Annotated in this window: 19 protein-coding genes and 2 pseudogenes; 12 read left to right on the top strand and 9 right to left on the bottom strand. The window is 62.3% G+C overall.

All coding sequences use genetic code 11. The features are described from left to right. The first annotated feature begins 35 nt into the window (after positions 1–35). Positions 36–824, top strand: coding sequence for an alpha/beta fold hydrolase (locus OKW39_RS33950; RefSeq protein WP_429564625.1), 789 nt, complete (start codon positions 36–38; stop codon positions 822–824). 20 nt (positions 825–844) lie between these two features. On the opposite strand, the pseudogene OKW39_RS33945 reads toward OKW39_RS33950, so the two are convergent. Continuing rightward, a pseudogene (locus OKW39_RS33945) lies at positions 845–922 on the bottom strand (AsnC family transcriptional regulator); the annotation flags it as partial. A 157-nt stretch (positions 923–1,079) separates the two neighbouring features. Here OKW39_RS33945 and OKW39_RS33940 point away from each other — a divergent pair. Then, a complete protein-coding gene (locus OKW39_RS33940; RefSeq protein ID WP_410452386.1) occupies positions 1,080–1,250 on the top strand; it encodes a hypothetical protein in 171 nt (56 codons plus the stop codon). Between the two features lie 453 nt (positions 1,251–1,703). On the opposite strand, the gene OKW39_RS33935 is transcribed toward OKW39_RS33940, so the two are convergent. The 5 genes from OKW39_RS33935 to OKW39_RS33915 all read right to left on the bottom strand — a co-directional run bounded on the left by OKW39_RS33935 (position 1,704) and on the right by OKW39_RS33915 (position 3,714). Next, the gene (locus OKW39_RS33935) at positions 1,704–1,859 is read right to left on the bottom strand and encodes a DUF3309 family protein (RefSeq protein WP_018423731.1); all 156 of its coding nucleotides are present in this window, start codon (positions 1,857–1,859) and stop codon (positions 1,704–1,706) included. Positions 1,860–2,086: 227 nt separating this feature from the next. Continuing rightward, positions 2,087–2,293, bottom strand: coding sequence for a hypothetical protein (locus tag OKW39_RS33930; protein ID WP_090807594.1), 207 nt, complete (start codon positions 2,291–2,293; stop codon positions 2,087–2,089). Between the two features lie 346 nt (positions 2,294–2,639). Next, entirely contained in the window at positions 2,640–2,858 is a 219-nt protein-coding gene (locus tag OKW39_RS33925) for a hypothetical protein (RefSeq protein WP_184005151.1), read from the bottom strand. Between the two features lie 195 nt (positions 2,859–3,053). After that, positions 3,054–3,356, bottom strand: coding sequence for a hypothetical protein (locus OKW39_RS33920; protein ID WP_090807592.1), 303 nt, complete (start codon positions 3,354–3,356; stop codon positions 3,054–3,056). Between the two features lie 91 nt (positions 3,357–3,447). Next, the gene (locus OKW39_RS33915; RefSeq protein ID WP_090807590.1) at positions 3,448–3,714 is read right to left on the bottom strand and encodes a hypothetical protein; all 267 of its coding nucleotides are present in this window, start codon (positions 3,712–3,714) and stop codon (positions 3,448–3,450) included. A gap of 433 nt (positions 3,715–4,147) precedes the next feature. Between OKW39_RS33915 and OKW39_RS33910 the strand changes: the two genes are divergently transcribed. Then, positions 4,148–6,238, top strand: a complete 2,091-nt coding sequence (locus OKW39_RS33910) for a protein kinase domain-containing protein (RefSeq protein WP_429564624.1) — start codon at positions 4,148–4,150, stop codon at positions 6,236–6,238. A 28-nt stretch (positions 6,239–6,266) separates the two neighbouring features. Here OKW39_RS33910 and OKW39_RS33905 read toward each other — a convergent pair whose 3' ends face one another. Then, positions 6,267–8,267 (bottom strand): SUMF1/EgtB/PvdO family nonheme iron enzyme, encoded by a 2,001-nt coding sequence (locus OKW39_RS33905; RefSeq protein WP_429564623.1) that lies wholly within the window; start codon positions 8,265–8,267, stop codon positions 6,267–6,269. 313 nt (positions 8,268–8,580) lie between these two features. On the opposite strand from OKW39_RS33905, the gene OKW39_RS33900 reads away from it, so the two are divergent. The 9 genes and pseudogenes from OKW39_RS33900 to OKW39_RS33860 all read left to right on the top strand — a co-directional run bounded on the left by OKW39_RS33900 (position 8,581) and on the right by OKW39_RS33860 (position 21,279). Next, positions 8,581–9,084 carry a DUF4399 domain-containing protein gene (locus OKW39_RS33900; RefSeq protein WP_090807584.1) on the top strand — a complete coding sequence of 168 codons (504 nt, stop codon included), beginning with the start codon at positions 8,581–8,583 and terminating at the stop codon, positions 9,082–9,084. A 46-nt stretch (positions 9,085–9,130) separates the two neighbouring features. Continuing rightward, positions 9,131–9,568 carry a DUF4399 domain-containing protein gene (locus OKW39_RS33895; protein WP_090807583.1) on the top strand — a complete coding sequence of 146 codons (438 nt, stop codon included), beginning with the start codon at positions 9,131–9,133 and terminating at the stop codon, positions 9,566–9,568. 251 nt (positions 9,569–9,819) lie between these two features. Continuing rightward, on the top strand, positions 9,820–10,098 hold the full coding sequence (locus OKW39_RS33890; RefSeq protein ID WP_429564622.1) for a hypothetical protein: 279 nt from the start codon (positions 9,820–9,822) through the stop codon (positions 10,096–10,098). Between the two features lie 350 nt (positions 10,099–10,448). Beyond that, positions 10,449–11,825, top strand: a complete 1,377-nt coding sequence (locus tag OKW39_RS33885) for an efflux transporter outer membrane subunit (RefSeq protein ID WP_244144898.1) — start codon at positions 10,449–10,451, stop codon at positions 11,823–11,825. A 239-nt stretch (positions 11,826–12,064) separates the two neighbouring features. Further along, positions 12,065–14,678, top strand: a pseudogene (locus OKW39_RS33880) (FHA domain-containing protein). After that, on the top strand, positions 14,656–16,029 hold the full coding sequence (locus tag OKW39_RS33875; protein WP_090807577.1) for an HlyD family efflux transporter periplasmic adaptor subunit: 1,374 nt from the start codon (positions 14,656–14,658) through the stop codon (positions 16,027–16,029). Before OKW39_RS33880 ends, OKW39_RS33875 begins: the two are co-directional and overlap by 23 nt. 37 nt (positions 16,030–16,066) lie before the next feature. Then, a complete protein-coding gene (locus OKW39_RS33870; RefSeq protein WP_090807575.1) occupies positions 16,067–16,819 on the top strand; it encodes a peptidylprolyl isomerase in 753 nt (250 codons plus the stop codon). A gap of 39 nt (positions 16,820–16,858) precedes the next feature. Then, positions 16,859–19,927 carry a peptidase domain-containing ABC transporter gene (locus OKW39_RS33865; protein WP_429564621.1) on the top strand — a complete coding sequence of 1,023 codons (3,069 nt, stop codon included), beginning with the start codon at positions 16,859–16,861 and terminating at the stop codon, positions 19,925–19,927. Continuing rightward, positions 19,924–21,279 carry a sigma-54 interaction domain-containing protein gene (locus OKW39_RS33860; RefSeq protein ID WP_429564620.1) on the top strand — a complete coding sequence of 452 codons (1,356 nt, stop codon included), beginning with the start codon at positions 19,924–19,926 and terminating at the stop codon, positions 21,277–21,279. The genes OKW39_RS33865 and OKW39_RS33860 overlap by 4 nt, the downstream gene beginning before the upstream one ends. 45 nt (positions 21,280–21,324) lie before the next feature. Here OKW39_RS33860 and OKW39_RS33855 read toward each other — a convergent pair whose 3' ends face one another. Next, positions 21,325–22,095: a PP2C family protein-serine/threonine phosphatase gene (locus tag OKW39_RS33855; RefSeq protein WP_429564619.1), complete on the bottom strand. Its 771-nt coding sequence runs from the start codon at positions 22,093–22,095 to the stop codon at positions 21,325–21,327. Between the two features lie 5 nt (positions 22,096–22,100). Beyond that, positions 22,101–22,388 carry a hypothetical protein gene (locus OKW39_RS33850; RefSeq protein ID WP_429564618.1) on the bottom strand — a complete coding sequence of 96 codons (288 nt, stop codon included), beginning with the start codon at positions 22,386–22,388 and terminating at the stop codon, positions 22,101–22,103. Between the last annotated feature and the right edge of the window lie 427 nt (positions 22,389–22,815).

Here is a 22,815-nt window from a genome sequence, read left to right as displayed (position 1 = left end):
ACTCCTTGTTTAACTCACCTGTCGAGACAAAAACGATGACCACGGTGCTGAAAAAAATTCTGGGTTCCGTTCTGTTGCTGGGCGGACTGTTCGCGTTGCAGGCCACGGAGTCCGCGCAGGCCGCGCCGTCCGATGACCTGAAGGGCAAGAACGTCGTTCTCGTACACGGCGCTTTCGCTGACGGGTCCAGCTGGGACAAAGTGATCCCATTGCTCGAAGCGCGCGGCCTGCACGTGGTGGCCGTGCAGAATCCGCTGAGCTCGCTCGCCGACGACGTGGCGGCAACCCGGCGCGTGATCGCGCAGCAGAACGGGCCTGTGGTTCTGGTCGGCCATTCATGGGGCGGCGTGGTGGTCAGCGAGGCCGGCAACGACGACAAGGTGAAAAGCCTCGTGTACGTCGCGGCATTTGCGCCGGACAACAGTCAGTCCATTGCGGACATCACGAAGGACCAACCCGCGCCAGTCTGGGCGAGCGAATTGCGCAAGGACTCGGCGGGTTATCTGACGCTATCGACCCAGGCGGTGCTGGACGACTTCGCGCAGGATCTGCCGCTGCCGCAAAAGCGCCTGATCGCGGCGACCCAGCAGCCTTGGGCCGCTGGCTGTATCGACGACAAGGTGACGAACGCCGCGTGGCATGGCAAGCCGTCGTACTTCGTGGTGTCGGGCCGCGACCGCATGATCGATCCGTCCTTGCAACTGGAGATGGCGAAACACATCGACGCGAAGATCACGCGCGTCGCCACGAGCCATGTCGCGATGCTGAGCCAGCCGCAGGCCGTGGCCGACGCGATCATTGCCGCCTCGCGGGCCGCGCATTGAAGCGCGCGCAGTCTCGTCAATCAGATTGCGATTGACGGAATGCTCTTCATGCAGCGCAGCGCGAACATCGAGCGGCTATGGCGAATGCCTGCGATCTTGTTTTTGCTGATCGAGCAATGCGACATAGCCGCGGATATACCCTTCGTTTTCGAGGCTTCAGACAATGGAGATACGGCACGTTTGCGGCTTCACCGGTTCTGTCCCATCAGTACCTCGTCGAATGAAGCGCCTTGGTCGGCCAATCATCAGTACCTTTTGCTGGGCAGTACTTTTGCGCTGATATTCGCGTTGGGCGTGGCATCGGCGGCAATCTTCCCGCACCGTCTGCGTACGGTTCTACAGCGGCCGACGCGGCTGCGCATCGTGAACCGTCTGATGGGGAGCTTGCTGGTAGGGATGGGCACGCTGATGGCGGCGGTACGCTGACCATGAAACGATCCGCATACCGCCGCCGCGGGAACAACGTCATCCTTATCGTCTGTACCGCGCGATATCAATGGAAAATGAGGTACAGGATGATCAGTACGATCACTGGAACGCCGAGCAGCCAGCCAAGTAGGTAAGGCATGATGTCATCTCCTTTCGTATTGGAGTTCGAATACGCAGAAGTTTCAGCAGGCAGCGTGCCTGGCTCGAAGATGTCGATCTATTCGAGCAATCGATCGACGGCAACGCCGATGGTCCGCGTATCGGCTTTAGCCATATCGATGCCATAGCCGATTCCGAACTCGCGCCGGTAATAAGCGCGATCTGATTGGCCAGTGACTTTTCCATCAAGTGCTTCGGCAACGACGAAAAAGCGAAGCCGCCAACTACCGGCACGCGACATCGCGCGGATAGACGGCGGCCCGCCTCATGTTCCAGTCCACTACGCGTGGTCTATATCACACCGGCAACCAGCAGAACGATCACCACGATCAGTACGATGCCGAGTCCACCGGTCGGACCATAGCCCCACGATCGGCTGTGTGGCCACGCTGGAAATGCGCCGATCAGCAGCAGAATCAGCACGATTAGAAGAATGGTTCCTAGCATGTTATGACCTCCGCCTGGTTGAGAGAGACCTGCTTTATCTACGTTGGCCACAAGGCCGCAGGGTAATCCCCAGGCAGCAAACCTTGTGCCCAAGGTCGATCCTTTAATCAGATCACCGGGACGGCGCGCGGCACGTGCGGAGATTCTCGAGCCAATTGAAACGGCACCTGTCGCGCTCAAAACCTGAGCCGGGTGCCGTTTTTCCAATTGCGGACACGTCGCGCGTCCTATAGATAGGTTCCGCTGATGCGGCCTTCGAAGATCGCGGTGTTGATGTCCCAATCGTCGACGGTACCCGTGCCGCCACCGTCCACCTTGACGACTACCGAGCGGCCGCCGCGCAGCGTCTTCATCTGTTCGGCGGTCAGCGTTTTCTCGTCGGATGGCTCGCCCGCGCCGGGCGGCAGGTCTTTGATGATCACAGTGGCTTTCATGGCATTTCTCCTTGACGTGGAAAGGCGAGCACAGTGCGGCGCCCGCATCGATTTCTGCAAGGCCTATGCCAATGTGAGGGAACGTGCGCCCCAACATGGAGCGGGGGCCGCGATGCGAAGCCTGGCAAGGATCCGCGCGATAGCCGCGTTGAATCGCACTGAACACGATCGCGATTGCGCGTCGATGTGTTTGCGCGCGTCCCACGAGTCACGAGCGAATGGTTGGGGCGCAGCGCAGCGTCGCGCGCGGCGAACTCAGGCGTCCAACACTCAATCGCAAGCGCAAACAGAAACGGCACGCGCCATATGCGCGTGCCGTGATGGTGAAACGCCCCGGCGAGGAATGCTAGCGGCGCTGGCGTCTACGCGGCGAAGCTGCTTCCGCGATACGCAGATGCGCGGCCGGAAAGCCCGGCGGGTACTCGACGACGCGCATCGCGGCCGGCACCAGCGGCGCGGCGAGACTCGAGCGCGCGCCGACACGGGCGCCGCCGACGATCGCGGCCATCGCCTCGCGGTCCAGTTCGACGCTTTCGGTCAGATCCTTGATGCTCAGCTTGGCCATGATGGCTCCAGAAAAACGCTCCGGCGGCCAGACCCGTTCGGGTGCCGGCCGCCGTGCTCGGAATGTGTTCGGCGTGTCATTCGTTGTGCTGAGGTCTCAACGCACTATCAGTATAGGAAATCCGTTCGCGGCGCGCATGGCCGTGGTGTTGCCGCGGCAGTGAAGGAACCCCCAGTCCCCCGCTGCTGCCCCGGCTTACACGGCGGAGTAATTGGCGCCCGACAGGATAGGGTCGACTTTCAGCTTCAGCGGCAGCACGACGCCTGGCCCGATCGAACCGATGTCATTGAGCGCTGCGACGTTGACGATTTGCTGCTGAGCCAGATTCTGAGTGACGTTGACGTTGACGTTGACGTTGGCGATGCCGGCAAGGCTGCCGAGACCACCAAGGCCCGAAGGCATGGGCACGTTGCTGCCGGTGCCGCCGGCGATCCCGGACATGGCCCGGCGGTCGAGTTCGCGCGTGCCGGACAGATCGCGAATCATGAGGGATGACATGGCGTTTCTCCAAAGACGTACGGAAAGCGGACATGAATGGCTCGCGGCGAAGCGGCCCGCGGCTGCGGGCGCCTCGCCGCACCATGCACTATTAGTGGTTGCTGTTGCTCGAATTGATATACGGCGAGAAGTCCGACGTGATGCCGGTGGCGAGCGCAACATCGTTGCCGTTGGCGTTCTGGAAGTTCAGTTCGTTACTGATCAGTTGCGTGGTGCTGGTGTTCTTGACGCTGGTCGGCGCATAGACCGGGGCGAAGCTGTAGTACTTGCTCGGGCCGAAGCCGCCGCGTACGGCTTGCATGGCTTTGCTGTCGAGTTGTTCGGTGACGGACAGGTCTTTGATCATCAGCGTTTTCATGGTGAGTCTCCTGAAAGAAGTGTTCGCAGTGTTGCGAGTGGTTTCGAGCAATTCGTTTGCTCGGACATCACTAACGCACAGGTTGTGCCAGTATTAATCAAGGATCCTGAGGAAATCGGCGAAGCCCAGTCGTATAAGGGTTTTGCGCGTGGAGGGACCACCGTGCCGGTCAGCTCGAAGCACGCTGACGCGCTCGGAGCGGTGGCCGCGGTCCGACATCGCGGCGGACCCTGTTGGATGGCGCACGACATTGCGCGAGCCAGCACGCGGCGCGGCGCGCGGCTCATGCCTGGTTTGCCTGGTTTGCGAAAGCGCGGACCGGGAGCTAGTATCGAAACGGCACATGTAACTGGATACGACAGGTTTTCTATCGACCCGCGTGGCGTCGGTCGCATGCGACACGGTCCAGCGGCAACGGCGGTGCTTCGCACAAATGGCTAGCCTTGCGCGTGTGATTCTCGACTTCCAGAGCGGCGAGCTATCGCGTGACGAGTTCGTCGCGCAGCTCGACAGCGCGTTGGCGACCGAGCAACTCGGTCCGACGCGGCTGCTGGAGATGCTGTACGCCGCGCATCATCGGTCGCCGTTGCCCGACGATCTCTACCTGGAAGTGCGGCGGCGCATCGAGTTGCTGCGCGTGTCGAACGTCGCGGCGGGTGGCGAGGAAACCGGCATCCAGACCACGGTCGATCTACCGTCGCTGCGTTCGTCGAGCGCTGGGAGTGCGGGCGCCGCGAGTACTGCCGGCAGCGCCGCGCACGAGACCATCAAAGGCATCGGCGATACGCTGAACAACCGCTTCGTGCTCGAGGAGTGCCTTGGCGTGGGCGGCATGGGCACCGTGTACAAGGCGCTCGATCTGCGCAAGCTCGAAGCGTCGGATCGCAAGCCCTATCTCGCGATCAAGGTGCTGAACGTCCAGTTTCGCGGCAATCCGAATTCGCTGGTCGCGCTGCAGCGCGAGGCGCGCAAGGCGCAGGTACTCGCGCATCGCAACATCATCACCGTCTACGACTTCGACCGCGACGGGCCGATCGTCTATCTGACGATGGAGTACCTGAGCGGCAAGCCCCTGAGCCAGCTGCTGCGCACGCCGGGCTATCAGGGCATGCCGGTGCGGGCCGCGCTGCCGATCGTGCGCGGCATGTGCGCGGCGCTCGCGTACGCGCACGAGCGCGGCTTCGTCCATTGCGATTTCAAACCCGCGAACGTGTTTTTGACCACGAATGCCGAAGTGAAAGTGATCGACTTCGGCATCGCGCGCGTATTCCAGCGGCCTGAAGAGGAGAGCGACGCGACGGTGTTCGATCCCGGCAGTCTCGGCGCGTTGACGCCGGCCTATGCGAGCCCGGAGATGATCGAGCATCGCGAGCCGGACCCGCGCGACGATATCTACGCGCTTGGCTGCATCACGTACGAGCTGCTGACGGGACATCATCCGTTCGATCGCCTGTCGGCCACGCAGGCGCGCAATGCCGATTTCAAGCCGCAGCGTCCGGCGAATCTCGATGCGCGACAGTGGCGCGCGTTGCGTGCCGCATTGTCGTTCGATCGCAATACGCGGATACCGAGCGTCGTGCGCTTTATCGCCGAGTTCGACAATGAAGCGCGCGCGGAGAAGTCCGGGACGCTCGCGTGGGTAGGGCTCGCAGGCCTCGCCGTCGTGTGCGCGGTCACCGTGGGCGTGTTCGCTTTTCGCTCGGGGTCCAGCCGGCACCAAGCCGCGCCAACCGAGGCGGCGCGATCGCAGGGCGATCAGGTCGATCGGGCGGCTGGGGCGTCCGCTGTCGCGCCTGCAACGAATGTCGCGCAGACAACGCCGGCGCCCGCGCCGAAGCCCGCGTTGACGCTCGCCGCGATCACGCCCACGCTTGCCCAGGTGCCCTGTTCGGCTCTATCGGGCGCGGTGCAGGACCACGCACTGACGGTACGCGGTTTCCTGTCGCAGCGATACGGTGCCGCGCATCTGAAGGAGACGTTGGCGGCGCTGCCTGGCGTCGATACGGTTTCGCTAGACGTGCGGCCGCTCGCCGACGATAAATGCGACTTCGTCAAAACGCTCGCGCCGTTTCTGGTGCGCAACTGGCAGGCGGGGCGCGTGGCGTCGCTGCAGATGCGTCCGCCAAGCGGTTTTCTGACCGAGAACGACTCGCTGGTGGTCGACCTGAAAGCGCCGCCGTTCGATTCCTTTGCGACCGTCGACTACTACCAGCTAGACGGCCACGTCGTGCACATGGTGCCCAGTCGTCTGTGGCCGGACAATCAGATGCAGGCGAACGGCGGTCCGTACACGATCGGCAGCAATGCGGGCGATTGGACCGTATCGAAGCCGTTCGGCTCGGAAATGGTGGTGCTGGTGGTGACGCCGGTGCCGCTGTTCGACAAGCTGCGCCCGGAAAGCGAAGCGCGCGCTGTTTATCTGCGCGCGCTCGAGACCCGGCTCAAGCAGATTGGCGGTCAATACGGGCAGGATCGCCTGTTGGCGGACTTCGCCCCGATTACGACCAAACCCGCGACGCGATGATCCGTCAGGGAGCCAATCGACACGGCTTTTAGTGCAGATCCTTGACGACGCGAAAACCGTTCTGCGATTGGCGCACGCCCGCGCTGTATTTGAAGCGCGTCGCGCTGAGCATGTAGTCGCCGCCTTCGCGCCATGAGCCGCCGCGAATCGCGCGCATCTCGCAGCCGGGCGAGTCCCACGCGTGGCCATCGACGGGCGCGCCCTGATAGGTGTTGTGCCAGCAGTCGGCGGTCCACTCCCAGACGCCGCCGTTCATGTCGTACAGACCCAGCGGATTCGCGGCGAACGTGCCGACGTTTTCCGGGCCTTCCTTGTGCCACGGGTCGCCGCAGTCCTTGCAATTGGCGTTGCCCTTGCGCATCTGCTCGCCCCACCAGTACGCGGTCGTGGTGCCGGCGCGGTCCGCGTATTCCCATTCGGCTTCGGTCGGCAGACGGTACGGTTTGCCGGTCGTTTTGGCGAGCCACTTGACGTACTGCTGCGCGTCGTCCCAACTGAGATCGCGCGCGGGTGCGGTCTTGATGCTATTGCTCTCCGGCGTCAGCTTCTGGCAGGCGCGCGCGGCGACGCACGCGTTCCATTGCTCGACCGTCACGGGGAATTTACCGATCGCGAAGGGCGCGCCGATGCTCACGTGATGCACGGGCTTTTCCGACGGATCGTCGGTATTGCTGCCCATTGCGAACGAGCCGGCGGGTACCGCGACCATGACCGGACAGGCCGCGCAGTCGCGGATTTCACCGGCCGTCGGTGGATGGGCGACGGTCTTTTCGGCGAATGGCGCGGCAGCGGGGCGCGGCGGCGGCGCGGCTGCGCTGGCTTGCGTCGCGGGATGCATGACCTGGGCAGGCGGCGTGGGTGGCGCGACGTGACCGCTCTGCGTCGCGGGCGCGGCTGGCGGTGCAGCCGGCGCGGCACTCACCGCGGGAGTCGATGCCGCCGCGCGCAATCGATCGATACGCGCATGCGCGAGTGTGGCGAAGCGGCCATTCGGATAGGCCTTCAGATAAGCCTCGTAATCGGCTGGGTAGTTGCTGTCCTTGATCGAATCCCAGAACGTGATTTCGTATTGTTCGCCGCTTTCCTTGGGCATGATGCCGCGACTGCGCGGCGTGATGGCGCGACGCTCTGACGTATTCGACGACTCGATAGCGCCTTCGCCACTTGTGGGAATGGATGACCGCGCGACAGAGAGCCAGGGTTGCTGCGTTCCGCGTGTAGCGGCGCGTACTTCGGCGCCGACCTGTCGGAACAGCGCGGCGAGCGATCGAGACGATGCGTCGGCGTCGTTGAGCGCTTGCAGCAAGGCATCGGTATAGACGCCATGCCGCGGACCGTCCGCCGCGAAACCGCCCGGTGCGGTTGCATAGGCAATCACGGTGTTGGCAGCGATCCTCGGTTTATCGATCGCAACCGCGGCGGGGGCAAATGGATTGTCGAGGCACGTATCGAGAATCACGAGATTGAGCCGGCCGGCACGGGCGGATTGCATCGCATGCAAAACGGTATTCAGATCGACGCCGTTATTCAGTAGCGACACCGGCGCGCGGATATCGCCTCGCGCATCGAGTCCCACCGGCAAAAGCAGCGTTTGTGCGCCTACCTGCATGCCGTGTCCGGCGAAATAGAACACTCCGATATCGCCTGTTTGCAATCGTCGTTGAAATTCGTCGATGGCCGCGCGCATTTGCGGCGGCGTAGCATTCGTGCGCGTGATGACTTCGAAGCCACGCGCACGGAGCGCAGCGCCGATCGATTCGGCGTCGCGCGGCGCGTTGGCGCGGATCGGGTTAGTGGCGTCACCGTACTCGCCATTTCCGATCACGAGCGCGACACGCCGCGAATGCGTGTCGTCGCGTGACGAAGCAAAGGGTGAAAGGAGCAAAGCGGTGTCCGCCGGCCGCGCCGGATGACTCGCTACCCAAGCCGGGCTCGGCTCGATGCTTTCACGTTGCGTCGCGGCACCGGCACCGTCCCACTGCGCCTGGATTGCCCCAACCATGCACACCAGCAGGAATCGTCGCCACATCTTTATATCCCGTTTGTACCGGACAGAGTTCAGGCATTCGTGCACCAGGCTCGCGCTGCCCGCGCTCTTTATTAACGATAGCACGCGCTTTGCGTCACAACTGTCCGGGAGTCCTTAACGCGTCATACGGTTAACGAGCATTGCGTATCTTTTTGGCAAGTTACGTCCTAAGCTGATTCAGAAAGTCACGTCACTCGGTCGTTTTAACTAGGTGGGCTGCCTGCCGGTTTCGACCCGCGACATGCCGCTCGAACACCCGGATTGTCATCGATAGCCGGGCCCCAGCCATGACTCCTGTTCGGGAGAGTGCGCTATGCGAAGAACCCGTGTTTCCTTTCTTTTCGGCAGTCGTGATCCGGCGCAAGCGCGTCGCGGCGGATTACGCGCGGCGGTGTGCGCGACGCTCGTCGCGGTCTGCCTCGGTATCGGCACTGGCGGCATTGCGCGCGCCGAGCAGACGCCGTCTCCGCCGGGGGCCGAGGAGTACATCATCTGGCCGTCGGATGGCGCGGTGATTCACGGCGGCAAGTTGTGGGTGCGCATGGGGCTGCGCAATATGGGCGTGTGTCCGAAGGGCGTCGCGTTTCCGAATACCGGCCACCATCATCTTCTGATCGACACGGATTTGCCCGCGCTCGATCAGGAGATTCCATCGGATCGCCAGCACCTGCATTTCGGCGCGGGCGAAACCGACGCGCGCATCGAGTTGCCGCCCGGCAAGCACACGCTGCAGCTGATTCTCGGCGACCATAATCACGTGCCGCACGTACCGCCCGTGTATTCGAAGAAGATCACCATCACCGTGCTAAAGAACTAACGCGGTCCGTTCGTTCGAACCGGTCAAGCCGGAACGGAGAGTCCTGATGAAGAAGATCATTGCGGCCGCGGCATTCGTCGCAGCGGCGCTGACGGTATCGACCGCGCCGCAGGGCGCGTGGGCAGCGACGCCGTCGCCGCCCGGCGCCTACGCGTATATCGGCTATCCGAACGATGGCCAGGTGGTGCCCGCCAATAAACCGTTTCGCGTGTGGTTCGGTCTGCGTTTCATGGGGGTCGCGCCGAAAGGCGTGAAGTACCCGAACACAGGCCACCATCATCTTCTGATCGATACCGATCTGCCGCCGATGGATCAGGAGATACCCTCGGATCGCCATCATCTGCATTTCGGCGCGGGCGAAACGGAAACGATGATTTCATTGCCGCCGGGCAAGCATACGCTGCAGCTGTTGATGGGCGACGACATGCATATGCCGCACAACCCGCCGGTGTATTCGAAGAAGATCACGGTGATCGCGCGCTGACTGTCATCGAGCAGCCAACAATGTCGCGCGCGCTGTTGGCTGCGATCCACCATTCACTGGTCTCGCTGTGCCGCTCGTCAGCGTCGGGACAGCGGGTCCGATCTTCCTGGTCTTTGCTACAAGGCGTTCAGGACGCGAATGACGAAAGCAAGGCACTCCTGGCATAGGCCATGCATCAGTAGCGCCCGAGCAGACAAGTTGCTCGAACCCGACGCACCACGATGCGCTTTCCCATTCCCAGGAGATTTGCCATGAACACGCTGATGATCAAGGACCTGTCCAACACCGAACAACTCGACAGCAAGGCGATGAGCGCCGTGCGCGGTGGCAACGGCTACTATTCGATGCCGTCGTACCTCAGCTATGCGCCCGTCTATGCGCCGACCAGCATCAAGAACGTCTCCACGACGCAGATGATCAACACGGAAATGAACATCCAGAGCGCGAACGGCAACGACTCGGCGCTGGTCAGCGGTACGACCACCTACATCCAACCGACCATTTACTCGAGCAACGTCAACAACGGGTAGTGAGCGGCGCACGCGCGGCCCGGGGCGGCCGCGTGTGCGTGCCCCAACAGGCGCATCGCTCAAAAAGACCGCTAATCCAATCGTCCTTTCCACGCATCCTTCGCGTATCCGCCGCTCCCCGCATCGACTTTTCCGCAGCTTCATTGCCGAAGCCGCGCGGAAGCGGCTCGGGCTGAAAAACCGGGCATCTCGCGCGAAACAGGCGGGTGCAACTGGAGACCACCGTGTCAGCATTGCCGGAATCATCGTTCGATTCGTCGTGTGATTCGCTGGACCTTCAGCGGGTTCCTGCTGAAGCCAGGACTCCTCGTCGCATAGCCCGTGTACTGCGCGGGATCTGCGCGGCAACGATGTGCGCTTTGGCAGTGAGCGCGTGCGTCGACGTCAGCATGCCGGCTTATCGACGCCCGGACACGCCGGCCAAGACATCGTGGTCGGATCGCAATGGCGCGCCGGTATCGGCCGCGGAGACGATCGAGCGCGACTGGTGGAAGGGCTTCCAGGACCCGTACCTCGATACGCTGATCGACAAGGCGATCGACGGCAACTTCGATATCCGGGTGCTGGCCGCGCGTATCGAAGTCGCGCACACGCAGATCAGCGAGACAGGCGCGGCCGCGTTGCCGACCGCGGACCTCGGTGCCGGCGCCGACTACACGAAGACGACTGGCCAGCCTTTGACGAAGACGTACAACCTCGCGCTGCAGGTGAACTGGGACATCGACATCTGGGGCAAGGTCGAAAAAGGCGTGCAGGCGCAAAAGGCCGAATTCCACGCGAGCGAGGCGGATTGGCGCGCGGGGTATCTCGAACTCGTCGCGAATGTGGCCAGTACCTATTTCCAGATCCTGCAATTCGACGACCAGATCGCACAGCAGCAAAAGACCATCGCCACGAACAAGCAAATCCTGGCGATCTACGAAGGCCAGGCGCGCAATGGGCTCGTGCCGCAAACGCAGGTGTTGCGCCAGCAGGCGGAGATCAACCGGCTCACCAACGATCTCTATGATCTGCGCCGATCGCGGGCGGTCTCCGACAACGCGCTATGCACCTTGCTCGGCGTGCCGGCCGGCGAATTCCATGTGCCGCAGGGCCATTTACAGGAGCGCGTGAAATTGCCGGGCGTGCCCGATGGTTTGCCCGCGCAATTGCTGTCGCGCCGCCCCGACGTGGTGGCGGCCGAATTCAGGGTGCTCGAGGCCTATGACCTCGTCGGTCAGTCGAAGCTCGCGCAATTGCCGAGCATCGGCCTCACCGCGCAAGGCGGCACGGCAAGTTACGCGCTTAACCAGTTGCTGAAGTCGTTCACGTTCGGCCTGATGCCGAGCATCAATTTTCCGCTGTTCGATCCGGGCGTGCGCGCACATGTGAAGGTGACCGAGGCGCAATCGAAAGTCGCCGAGCAGCAATATCGCGTGGCCGTGATGGGCGCGTTCGAGGAAGTGGAGAACGCGCTCGTCAATCTGAGTGCCCATAAGGCGCAGCACGCGGAATTGCAGCAGCAGGTGTCGCGCCTGCAGATCGTCGCTGATCAGATCCAGTCGCAACTGCGCCTTGGCGTCGTGTCGCAGCTCGAAGTATTCGAAGACGAGCGGACCTTGCTGGAGGCGCAACAGGCGTTGCTGGAAAACCACCAATTGATTCTGTCCGACACGGTAACGCTTTATAAGGCGCTCGGCGGCGGATGGCCCGGTGTCGACGTGCAAGCGCAGGTCAAAGAGAAGTAACGAAACATTGAGCTAATCCACGAGTTGGCGTACCGCGCGGGTATTTCGTCGGCTGACGGCTTATCCGCGGTCTTCTCATCCGGCGATATCCAAATTGACACTCTCGATGCGTGACTTACAATCCTTTAGGGGTCAGCGTTTGCGTGGCTCTTCACGACAATATCGTTGCGCCGTTGTCCTTCGTCCAGTTCGCCCCGCGTTCCCGCCGCGGCAGGTAAACGCTTAGCGATCCAGATAAAATGGCCACCGGCGAAGCTCCGATTGCTGAAATGCGCGTGACAGTGGACGCTGCCTTCGACGTGGTGTTGTCACCGGTTGCCTGCGCGCAGCGCCCCGCGCTCGACGCCATTCGCATCGTCGACAACCTGTTCGCCATCGGCCGCATCGAAGCGCCGTTCAGCGACTATCCCGCACCATGGACCGCCGCTCTCTCGCGCCGACATGCGCGCGTTTTCATCGAGCATGGCGCGATTTATGTTGCCGATCTCGGCAGCAAAGAACGGCACGACGGTCAACGGCATCGCGGTGCGACAAACCCCCGCGCGTGTACGCGCCGGCGATGAACTCTGCTTTGGCGGTGAACTGCGCTATCGCGTCGGCATCGAGCCGCGCGCGCGCGTCGTCACGGGTGGAAGCGCTTCTCCCCTCATTCATCTATTGCTGGTGCCGCAGCGCGATGACCTGGGTCTGCAACCGGTCGACGTGCTGGCTTTTCCATTTCTGGTCAGTAAAACGGACGAGGTTTTCTCGCGCTACAAAGACCGGTATCCGCATCAGGTCAATTACATTTCCCGGCGCCATGCGCACCTGTTTCTGAAGGGCGGCGAGCTCTATGTCGAGGATCTCGGCAGCACCAACGGCACGTTCGTGAATGGACAGCGGATCGGCGAATCGGCGCTTGCACTGGCGGAGGGCGACGTCGTTGCATTTGGCGGCGACCACTTCGTCTACAGGGTGTCGCTACAGGACTCCGCCGACGTCGAACCCACCGTGACCCAGCTCTCTCTTCAGCCCGCTGTCGACAGTGCCGCCGATGCCGACAAGACGACCTTCGTCGGCGCTGCGCATTCGTTTCTCGACATCTTTTGCGTCGATCCGGCGCTGCAACGCGAAGACGAAGTGAATGAAGCGGCGCAGCCGGGCTCCGCGCGCGCGAAGCGTGACGGAGTAGGGACGGCAAATGGCGCGCAGGGCGCCAAAGGTGCGCAGGCGGGGCATCCCGCCGATACGAGAGACGGCGCGAACGAAAGAAGCGGCAAAGCTAACAGCGCGGCAAGAGGTAAGCCGCGTCGCTGGAAGATGGTCGCCGACGAACTCCACAAGGCGTTAGCGGACGGCGAGCGCACCAATGTGCGGCGCGCGGCGGCATGGGGCGCAGCGGGTATCGCGATCGTGGTTGCGCTTGGCGTGGGCCTTTATCTGCACGGTTCATCGGAACGGGAGTTGAAGAGCCTGCTCGCGAGCGGTGATTACTCGAGCGCTCTCACGATGGCGCGCGGCTATCTGGCCACGCATCCGGCGGACACGAAAATCAGCGCGCTCGCGAGCGAGGCGTTGTTGAAAGCGAACTTGCCGGGCTGGATCGAAGCCGTGCAAAAAGCGCAGTTCGACCAGGCCGACACGCTGCTGAAGAACATGAGGGCGTTGAGCGGAAATGACGCCGAGGCCGCGTCGCTGGTCGGCGAATTGCAATGGGTCGGCGATCTCGAACGCTTCGTCGCGGCGCGTGGCGGCGTCGACGCGCCGATCCGCATGTATACGGACGAAGCGACGATCAACGGTCTGCTGCACCGCTGGGACGACGACGCGGCGAGTCACCAGCGCGCGCTCGATCGGATTGCGAGTTACGTGCCGGTCTTCGCGGAGCCCTACGCACACACGCTCAGCCATCTGCGCAAGCTCGAAAGCGACGATTCGGTGTACGTCGCCGCGATCGATCGGCTCAATGGCGTAATTCATACCGAACTTTCGCGCGACAAACCCGACGCGCTGCCGCCGGTACTCGACGATTACGCGCAGCGTTATCCGCGGCTCGCGGGGCTCGATAGAGTGCGCGACGATTTGCGCCAATACACCGGGTTGCTGAATGCCGCGTTGAGCCGTCAATTGACGTCATTGCTGGCGATGATGAAAACGGTGCGCTTCAGCACGCCGCCTTTTCAGGCGCAATTCCAGCAGCTTGCGGCGACGCGCTTGCCGTCGGCGGACATCGTTCAACGGCAGGACGCGGTCGATGCCGCGTGGCAGCGCGGCGACGCGCAGCAGGCGCTGAACGATTTGCAGTCGATGCCGGCGAGCCCGTGGTCCGATGTGCTCGCGGCCGAAGCGACGCACAAGCAGGCGTTGTCCGATCAATACGACGATCTGCGGAAAACGCGTGACGGGAAAGATTACGACCAGCGTCTGCTGTCGTTCTACGCGAGCCTCGATCCGCGGACCGACGCATGGTTCGTGCAGGCGATCCAGAAAGACGTGGCCGCATTGCATGACAAGGCACTCGCGCATGCGCAAGATCTGCTGGTGCGCGCGCAAAGCCTGTGGAAAGCGTACCGCGCGAACGGCCCGATCGGCGGCACGCAGCGGCTCGAAGCCGGCATCTCGCCGGGCTTTCGCAACGAGGCGCGTCTGCTGAGTGAGGCGCAGACGGCGGCACGCCAGGGCATGCGCATCTATACGCAGTTGAAGGCCGATCATCCCGCCGACTTCGATCGCCTGCTCGCGGATATCGAAGCCGAAGCGAGTTTGCAGCGCCGCTCGTTGACCGAGTTGCGCATGGTGCTGGACCCTGGGCTGCTGAAAGCGAAGCTCGCGTTGATTGGAGGCGATCAGAGTGAAACGCGATCCTCACCCTAGACCGTTGTCGGAGGCGCTCGAAGATCATAGCGTCGAAGGCATTGCGATTCTGACGTCCGAGCCGGTGCGGCTTGCGCGCGCGCTGATCTGGGCAATGGTCGCGCTCGTCGTGTCGGGTTTGCTGTGGTCGTTCGTCGGCCGCGCGGATGTGATCGTCAGCGCGCCCGGCACGTTGGCGCCGGAATCGGAGGTGCGGCGCATCTATACGCCGATCGACGGCGAACTCGCGGATCTGTATATCGCCGAGGGGCAGCCGGTGTCGAAAGGCGACGTGCTCGCGCGGCTCAATGCGCGCGGCGCGATCGAGGCAGCGAGCAACGCGTTACAGGCACAAGTGAAGCTCGAAGACGCCGAACGCGAATGGAAGCAGTTCCCGGAGAAGAAGGCGTTGATGGAACGCAAGGCCGCGTCGTTGAAGGCGCAACTCGAAGTCGAGGAGCGCTTGCACGAGAATCGCGTTTCAGAAGGCACGACGAAGCTTGCCGAAGGGCAGAAGGCCGAACTCGACGAAGCGCGCAGCTCGCTCGACAACGCGCGCCGCACGCGCGAAGCGGCGAATCAGGAACTCGATCGCTATTCGCGGCTGTTCGCGCAGCCGGGCGGCGGTGGCATTGCCGAATTACAGGTCGAGCAGAAACGCACGGCCGCGCTCGAAGCGGATAACGCTTACCGTGTCGCCCAGTCGAAGCTGGCCGAGCTCGACTTTCGTCTGAGCCATGAATACGCGCAGGCCAATGCGCAACTGGCGACGAGCGGCCAGCAAAGCACCGATCTGCAGCTGCAATACGATCAGGCGGTGCGCGACATCACCGATGCGGAAGACAAACTGCGCGTGCAACTGCAAAGCGCGCGCCTCGAAGCCGATGCCGCCGCGCGGGTGCGTTTCGAGAACATCGATAAAGACAATTTTCTGCTGATTCTCGCGCCGGTTTCAGGCGTGATCACCGACGTCACGTCGACGCAGCGCGGCGACAAGATTCAGGCGAATGCACCGCTCGGCGGCATTGCGCCAAAAGACGCGCGGCCCGTGCTGAAGATCGAAATCTCCGAACACGACCGCGCCTTTCTGCACGTCGGGCTGCCTGTCAAATTGAAGTTCAACGCGTTTCCTTACCAGCGCTACGGGTTGATCAGCGGCACGCTCGCCTATATCTCGCCGGCCACGAAGCCATCCGCGCAGGACAAGCAACCGGTCTACGAAGGCCGTGTCACGCTGGACAAGGACTACTACCAGGTGGCCGGCACGCGTTATCCGCTGCGTTACGGCATGACCGCCAATGCGGAAATCGTCGTGCGCGAGCGGCGCCTGATCGACCTCGGTCTCGATCCGTTCAGAGAGGTGGCGGGTTGAGCGCGCGAATCAAACATCCACGAAAGGAGCCGAGCAAATGACCGCGATAGTGCGTATCGATGATGAAGTCGTGGACGTGGACGAGTTCATTCGTCTTCTGAAACTGACCGGCCAGTTCGAGAGCCTGGTCGAGCAGATCGTGCGCGACAAGCTTACCGTCCATGCGGCGAAGAAGCAGGGCGTCGCCGTCAGCGCCGACGAAATCCAGCAGCGCGCGGACCAGTTTCGCCGCGTGCGCGGCCTGCATCGCGCGGCGGACATGAATCATTATCTCGACGCGCTGCACGTGAGCCTCGACGAATTCGAGGCGTTCATTACCGACGGGCTTTATCAGGAGAAGATGCTCGACAACATCGGTAACGAGGCGGCGATCCATGATTACTTCGCGCTGAATTCACCGAAGTTCGACGCGATCGAAGTCAGCCATATCGTGCTCGATAGCGAAGGCAAGGCGAAGGAAATGATCTCGTACCTGCACGACGACCCCGACGCCTTCGGCGAGATGGCGCGCGAGCATTCGATTGCCGATACGCGCGAGTCGGGCGGCGTGATCGGCAAGGTACTGCGCGGTTCGCTGAAGCCCGATATCGAGGCGAAGATCTTCAATGCGGCGGTCGGCGATCTGCTTGGGCCGTTTCCGTCGGCCGACCGTTCGTGTTTCGAGATCTTCGCGGTCACGGCCAAATATCCGGCCACGCTCGATGCCGACGTGGCCACCGAAATCCGCCGTTTGCTGCGCGAGAGCTGGCTCATTGCCCGCGCCCAGGAACACGTGATCGAAGCGCGCTAGTGCCCGACTAGCGCCCGATAAAGCGAGGCTCACCGATACATGGACGCCCTCCAGACCGCGCCATCCGCGCCTTCCACCGCCGAATTTCTCGCTTCGGTGGAGATCCTGTCGCCGTTCTCGCGCGACGAAATCGAGCGGCTTGCCGAGTACGCGCAGGCAAAGTTCTATCCGTTTGGCGAAACGGTGTGCTCGGCCGGTGACGTGGCCGAAGGTCTCTATGTGATCCGCTCGGGCACGGTACGCATCTTCTCCGAGGAGCACGGCAAGGAAACCAGCATGGGCGTGCGCAAGTCGGGCGAGATCTTTGCCGACATTGCGATGTTGCGCTCGTACGTTCACGAAGCGTCGGTACGTTCGTCGGGCAAGACCGAAGTGCTGTTCCTTCCGCGCAGCGCGATCGAACCGGTGATGGCGGGCAACGCCGCCGCGTTGGCGTTCGTCGCCAGCTATGTGGCGATCAATTCGGCCGGGGGCTTCGTCGCGCAATTGTTCGATCTGCGCGGCAAGCTGAACAAGGCGGAACTCGAAGAGTACGTGCGCAGCGTCGGCGCAAAACGGGTCGCTGCCGGCAAGGAGATTCTGAAACAGGACGGCCGCGACGACAGGCGGCTTTATGTGGTGCGGCAAGGCCAGGTGCGCATCGTGCGGCAGGAGGAGGGCCACGACTATACGCTCGCGACGCTCGGCAAAGGGGAGATATTCGGCGAGAAGGCGTGCCTGATGCGCCAGGAACAGATGGCATCGGTCGTTGCAACCACCGACACGCGGCTGCTGGTCATCCCCGAGCGCACCGTTCATTTCATTCTCGAGCGCAATCCGAAACTGCGAGAAGTGCTCGACGAGCGCATCCGCTATGGCGACCGCGAATTACAGCGGCAAAAGCGGCTCGAACAGCGGCGCAAGCTGCCGTTGATGCTCGACCTGCAGAGCAAACCGGAACTCGGCGAGAAGATCATCCGGCGTTTCGCGCTCGTCGAGCAGGCCGAGGAGATGGATTGCGGCGCCGCGTGTCTCGCGATGATCTGCCGCCATTACGGCATTCCGATGACGCTCGGCAAATTGCGCGAACTCGCGAACGTGACGACGCAGGGTGCGACGCTCGACAGCCTCGCGCGCGCGGGCGAGTCGCTCGGCTTCACGACGCGCGGCGTGCAATGCACGTTCGATTCGCTGCGCGGCTTCGATCTGCCGTTCATCGTGCATTGGGAGGGCTATCACTACGTGGTCGTGTACGGGCTGTCGAAAGACTATGTCTGGATGGCGGACCCGGCACTCGGTTTCAGAAAGCTGAGCGTCGAAGATTTCGAACGCGGGTGGAGCGGCACCTGCCTATTGTTTACCGGCGGATCGCAGCTGCTGCAGATGTCGGCCGAGCGCTCGCCGTGGATTCGCTTTGTCGGCTATCTGAAGCCGTACCGCAAGATACTCGGCTATCTGTTTCTGGCGACCTTCGTGATTCAGGTGCTCGGCGTGATTCCACCGCTGATCATTCAGAACATTCTGGACGGCGTGATCGTGCATCAGAACGTCAGTCTGCTGCATATGCTGATCGGCGGGCTCATCATCTCCAATGTCTTCACGCAGTTGATGTCGACGATTCGCGCGTATCTGGCGAACTTCATGGTTCGCAACATGGACTTCGCGATGATGTCGCAGTTCTTCAAGCATACGTTGTCGCTGCCGTTCTCGTTCTTCGCGAAGCGCAAGACCGGCGATATCTTCGCGCGCTTTCAGGAAAACCAGACGATCCGCGCGTTCCTGACCGAATCCACCGTGACGACCGCGCTGAATCTGCTGATGATCTTCATCTACTTCACGATCATGTTCGTGTACAACGTGAAGATGACGCTGGTGTTGATCGCGTTCGTGATTCCGATCATGGGACTCACGGTGATCGCGACGCCGAAGATCAAGGGCTACGCCCGCGAGGTCTTCACGGCGTCGACCGAGGCGAAGTCGTTCCTGATGGAAGCTCTGTCCGGCGTCGAGACCGTCAAGGGCATGGGCATCGAGCGGCCGGTACGGTTGCGCTGGGAGAAGAAATACGCAAAGGCGCTCGAATTGCAGTATCGCGCGCACGCATTCAATATTCTGGTCGGCTTCGGCAGTCAATTGCTGAATGCGGCAACGACGATTGCGATTCTTTGGGTCGGCGCGAATCTGGTACTCGCGCGTGAATTGACGATCGGTCAGCTGATCGCGTTCAATGCATTCATGGGCAGCGTATTGAGTCCGCTGATGGGTCTCGTCGGCTTGTGGAGCATGCTCAACGATGCGGGTGTCGCGATGGAACGGCTCGGCGATGTGCTCGATATCGAGCCCGAACAGAAGCCGCAGGATTTGCCCTCGCGCGTGATGCTGCCGGAGCTGCAAGGCGAGATCAGCCTGCAAGGCGTGTACTTCCGCTATGGCGAAGAGGATTCCGCTTATGTGCTGGAGAACATCAGCTTCGATATCAAGCCGGGTGAACTGGTCGCGATCGTCGGGCGCAGCGGGTCGGGAAAAACCACGCTCGCGAAGCTGCTGGTTGGCTTCTATCAGCCGAGCGAAGGGAAAATAACGATCGACGGCTATGACTCCGGCGTGATCGACAAGACTTATTTCCGCGCGCAAATCGGCTACGTGATGCAAAGCAATCTGCTGTTCTCGGGCACGATCGCCGAGAACATCGCAAGCGGCGACGACGCGCCGGAGCGCCGCCGCATCGAGGAAGTCGCGAAAATGGCCGACGCGCATGGCTTCATCAGCAAGATGCCGCTCGGTTATGAGCAGATCGTCGGCGAGCGCGGCATCGGTTTGTCGGGCGGTCAAATCCAGCGGCTTTGCATTGCGCGTGCGTTGTATCACGATCCGCGTCTGCTCGTGTTCGACGAGGCGACGTCGGCGCTCGACTCGCAATCGGAAAGCAATATTCTCGGCAATATGCACGACATCCTGAAGGGCCGCACGGCGGTGATCATCGCGCATCGGCTCAGCACGATCATGCGCGCGGACAAGATTCTCGTGCTGTATGAAGGCGCGATCGTCGAACAGGGCCGTCACGAGGAACTGATCCAGCGCGGCGGCATGTACTATCAGCTCGTGCAGAAACAGTTGAGTGCATCATGATGAAGATACTCGACCAGATTGAAGAGGCGAGCCCCGCGATATCGTACGCGGGACTGATCGAGCGGATCGAGATCCTGCGCTCCACGTTGCGCTGGTCGTCGCGGCTCGAACGCGCCGATATCGACAAGCTGCTGAGGCAAGCCACGTCGTTGCGCGACGAAGTGATGCAGCTTTCGCACAAGGAGCGCTTCGTGCAGGCGGCCACCGCGGGCGAGCCGCAGACGAGCGCGGAGCAATCGCGCGGTGCGCGCCGCAAGGCACTACTCGAACGCAGCTTCATTTTCGAGGGCACGTTCGGCGACAACCCGCGTTTGCTCGAATCGCTCGAAATCGCGGAAAAAGCGGCGCCAACCGATTTGCCGGTGTTGATCGATGGAGAAAGCGGCACCGGCAAGGAGCTGATGGCGAAAGTGATTCACGCGAATGGCGCGCGTGCGGACAAGCCGTTCATTTCGGTGAACTGCGGCGCGATTCCGGACAATCTGCTCGAATCCGAACTTTTCGGGCATCGCAAGGGCGCATTCACCGGCGCGTCGAGCGACCGCAAGGGAAAATTCGAAAGCGCGCATACGGGCACGATCTTTCTCGACGAAATCGGCGAGTTGCCGCTCGCGGGCCAGGTCAAGCTGCTGCGTGTGCTCGAGGCGCACGAGATTCAACGCGTCGGCTCCGACGAAACGATCGCGGTCGATACGCGCATCGTCGCGGCGACCAATCGCAATCTGCGCAAGCTCAGCGAGGAAGGCCGGTTCCGCGAGGATCTGTTCTACCGGCTCAGCGTGATTCACGTGACGTTGCCGCCGCTGCGCGAACGGCGCGACGAAATTCCGTTGCTGATTGCGTGGTTCTGCGACGAAGCGGCGGGCACGCTGAAACGCCGGCCAGTCAGGTTGACGCCGCGTTTGCGGGACTTTCTATTGAGCTACGCGTATCCGGGCAACATTCGCGAATTGCGCAACGTGATGTACCGCATCTCGTGTCTGGCTGCAGACATGGCCGACATCGAGCATTTGCCGCTCGATATGCGACCCGCCGCACCCGGTTCAGCGGCGGCGCAGGCGGAGGGCGGGCAGGCGAGCGGCGAGCAGCCGATCAGCGTCGCGAATCTGATGTCGTTGAGCGACGCGAAGCGGGCGGCCAGCGACGACGCCGAAAAAGCGTTCCTCGAACGCGGACTGCGTGAAGTCAGCGGGACCGTCGCCGAACTGGCGCGGCGCATCGATATGAATCGCTCGCACTTGCAGATGCTGCTGAAAAAGCACGGCCTGCACTCGAAGGATTTCCGCAATCGCAATGCGCCGCCCACGAAGAACGGCGCGAACGAGCGCGACGAGGAAGACGACGAAGGCTGAGTGAAGGACCACTGACCGCTCGGTGAAACGCGCGCCTGAAGATCATCAAGGCGCCGGGTTCAGCAAGGTCTTGTCCGCGGCATTCGGGTCCTGCGCTTCGACGACCACTGCGGTGATGTTGTCGCGCCCGCCGCGCGCGAGCGCGAGGTCGACGAGTTCGCAACTTGCGTTTTCGCGCTCCGCCGTGGTCAGCACGGCGGCGATCTCGTCGTCGCTCAGTTCGTTGCTGAGACCGTCGCTGCACAACAGGAACACGTCGCCATCGGCGACTTCGATCGCGTCGTCGTCGAGTTCGAGCGAATCCGTTGCCCCGACCGCGCGCGTGATCATGTGCTGCGCGGGATGATGGCGCGCCTCTTCGTCGGTGATGACGCCGAGCGAGCGCAGCTCCTCGACCTGGCTGTGATCGCGCGTCAGTTGCCGCAATTGCCCCGCGCGGTACAGGTAGATGCGGCTGTCGCCGGCCCACACGTAGCCGCAGAAGCGATCGCATGCAAGCAGCACGACCACGGTGCTGCCGATGCGCTGCACCTGGCGGCGCGCGGCTTCGTCGCGCAATTGACGGTTCGCGGTTTGCAGACGCGTGCGTACATCGGCGATCAGCATTCTGAGGCCGTGCGGCGCCGCCAGTTGAGTCAACGCGTTGATCACGGTGCGGCTGGCAACGTCGCCGACCGCGTGACCGCCCATCCCATCGGCGACAGCCCAGCGTCCCGCTTCGGGCTCGTCGAGGCAGGCATCTTCGTTGATTTCGCGGACCCGTCCCGTGTCGGAACGCGCGGACGACGTCCAGCGAAATTGGCTCTCGCATGTCACAACGGCTACACCATATCGTTTCGGTTGCGTGCGTCCGGAGACACGGTGAGGTTCGCGTTCGCGCCGGTGTTGCGTACGTCGACCGACTGGAACTGGTTGATCATCTGGTTAGCATAGAAGTTGTTGGAGACCTCGTATAGATTGACCATCGGCCCAATGCTCGGCGTTTGCGGCACGTACGGCTGAATCCAGCCATAGATCCATGGCGCGCCGCCGCCACCGCGAATCGCCGCCATCGCCTTGCGATCGAGCGCGAGGTTCAGCGAGAGGTCGTTCAATTTGATGCAGGACATGTCGTTCTCCGGTTGGCCGCGTGCGCAATGCGCGCGGCTGAATGGACTCTGCACCAGACGCTGCAAAGGCCATGCCAATCGGGGGCGGATTCGACGCGAAGCCCGCGGCGCATTGACTGGCGTGGCTTGCGCGGTTTTACCACGAACGCGGTCGACGCGATCGGTCGGCTCGCGGCCAACAAGCCCACATTCGAACAGGTGTGAGACCCAACACATTCGGCGGGGTCCCACGGGTTCTCCATTCAGTTGAAATCAACCCGCGACACGGCTCGCAAATGAGCGTCGCACACCAACAGATCAGTGCGATTTCTGTTGGTCCCGTCCTGACATCTTCCTCTTCAGAAAACCGCTCGATCGGCCGTCAACCCTGTAAGCAGGGGTTTTCCGGCGCCTGGCCCGGATGATGCAAAAGCTGTCGCAACAGTGT

It is taken from the genome of Paraburkholderia sp. MM6662-R1 (assembly GCF_050436245.1).
Classification (GTDB): Bacteria; Pseudomonadota; Gammaproteobacteria; order Burkholderiales; family Burkholderiaceae; genus Paraburkholderia; species Paraburkholderia tuberum.
Note: the sequence above shows the minus strand (reverse complement) of the source record. Positions and strands in the feature narration are given on the sequence as shown.

Bases quoted from the DNA above. Each gene is read 5' to 3' on its own strand.
- OKW39_RS33850 (WP_429564618.1), bottom strand. From the start codon at position 22,388: ATGTCCTGCATCAAATTGAACGACCTCTCGCTGAACCTCGCGCTCGAT.
- OKW39_RS33865 (WP_429564621.1), top strand. From the start codon at position 16,859: ATGGACGCCCTCCAGACCGCGCCATCCGCGCCTTCCACCGCCGAATTT.
- OKW39_RS33870 (WP_090807575.1), top strand. From the start codon at position 16,067: ATGACCGCGATAGTGCGTATCGATGATGAAGTCGTGGACGTGGACGAG.
- OKW39_RS33860 (WP_429564620.1), top strand. From the start codon at position 19,924: ATGATGAAGATACTCGACCAGATTGAAGAGGCGAGCCCCGCGATATCG.
- OKW39_RS33885 (WP_244144898.1), top strand. From the start codon at position 10,449: ATGTGCGCTTTGGCAGTGAGCGCGTGCGTCGACGTCAGCATGCCGGCT.
- OKW39_RS33950 (WP_429564625.1), top strand. From the start codon at position 36: ATGACCACGGTGCTGAAAAAAATTCTGGGTTCCGTTCTGTTGCTGGGC.
- OKW39_RS33890 (WP_429564622.1), top strand. From the start codon at position 9,820: ATGAACACGCTGATGATCAAGGACCTGTCCAACACCGAACAACTCGAC.
- OKW39_RS33925 (WP_184005151.1), bottom strand. From the start codon at position 2,858: ATGGCCAAGCTGAGCATCAAGGATCTGACCGAAAGCGTCGAACTGGAC.
- OKW39_RS33930 (WP_090807594.1), bottom strand. From the start codon at position 2,293: ATGAAAGCCACTGTGATCATCAAAGACCTGCCGCCCGGCGCGGGCGAG.
- OKW39_RS33920 (WP_090807592.1), bottom strand. From the start codon at position 3,356: ATGTCATCCCTCATGATTCGCGATCTGTCCGGCACGCGCGAACTCGAC.
- OKW39_RS33900 (WP_090807584.1), top strand. From the start codon at position 8,581: ATGCGAAGAACCCGTGTTTCCTTTCTTTTCGGCAGTCGTGATCCGGCG.
- OKW39_RS33905 (WP_429564623.1), bottom strand. From the start codon at position 8,267: ATGTGGCGACGATTCCTGCTGGTGTGCATGGTTGGGGCAATCCAGGCG.
- OKW39_RS33910 (WP_429564624.1), top strand. From the start codon at position 4,148: ATGGCTAGCCTTGCGCGTGTGATTCTCGACTTCCAGAGCGGCGAGCTA.
- OKW39_RS33915 (WP_090807590.1), bottom strand. From the start codon at position 3,714: ATGAAAACGCTGATGATCAAAGACCTGTCCGTCACCGAACAACTCGAC.
- OKW39_RS33935 (WP_018423731.1), bottom strand. From the start codon at position 1,859: ATGCTAGGAACCATTCTTCTAATCGTGCTGATTCTGCTGCTGATCGGC.
- OKW39_RS33895 (WP_090807583.1), top strand. From the start codon at position 9,131: ATGAAGAAGATCATTGCGGCCGCGGCATTCGTCGCAGCGGCGCTGACG.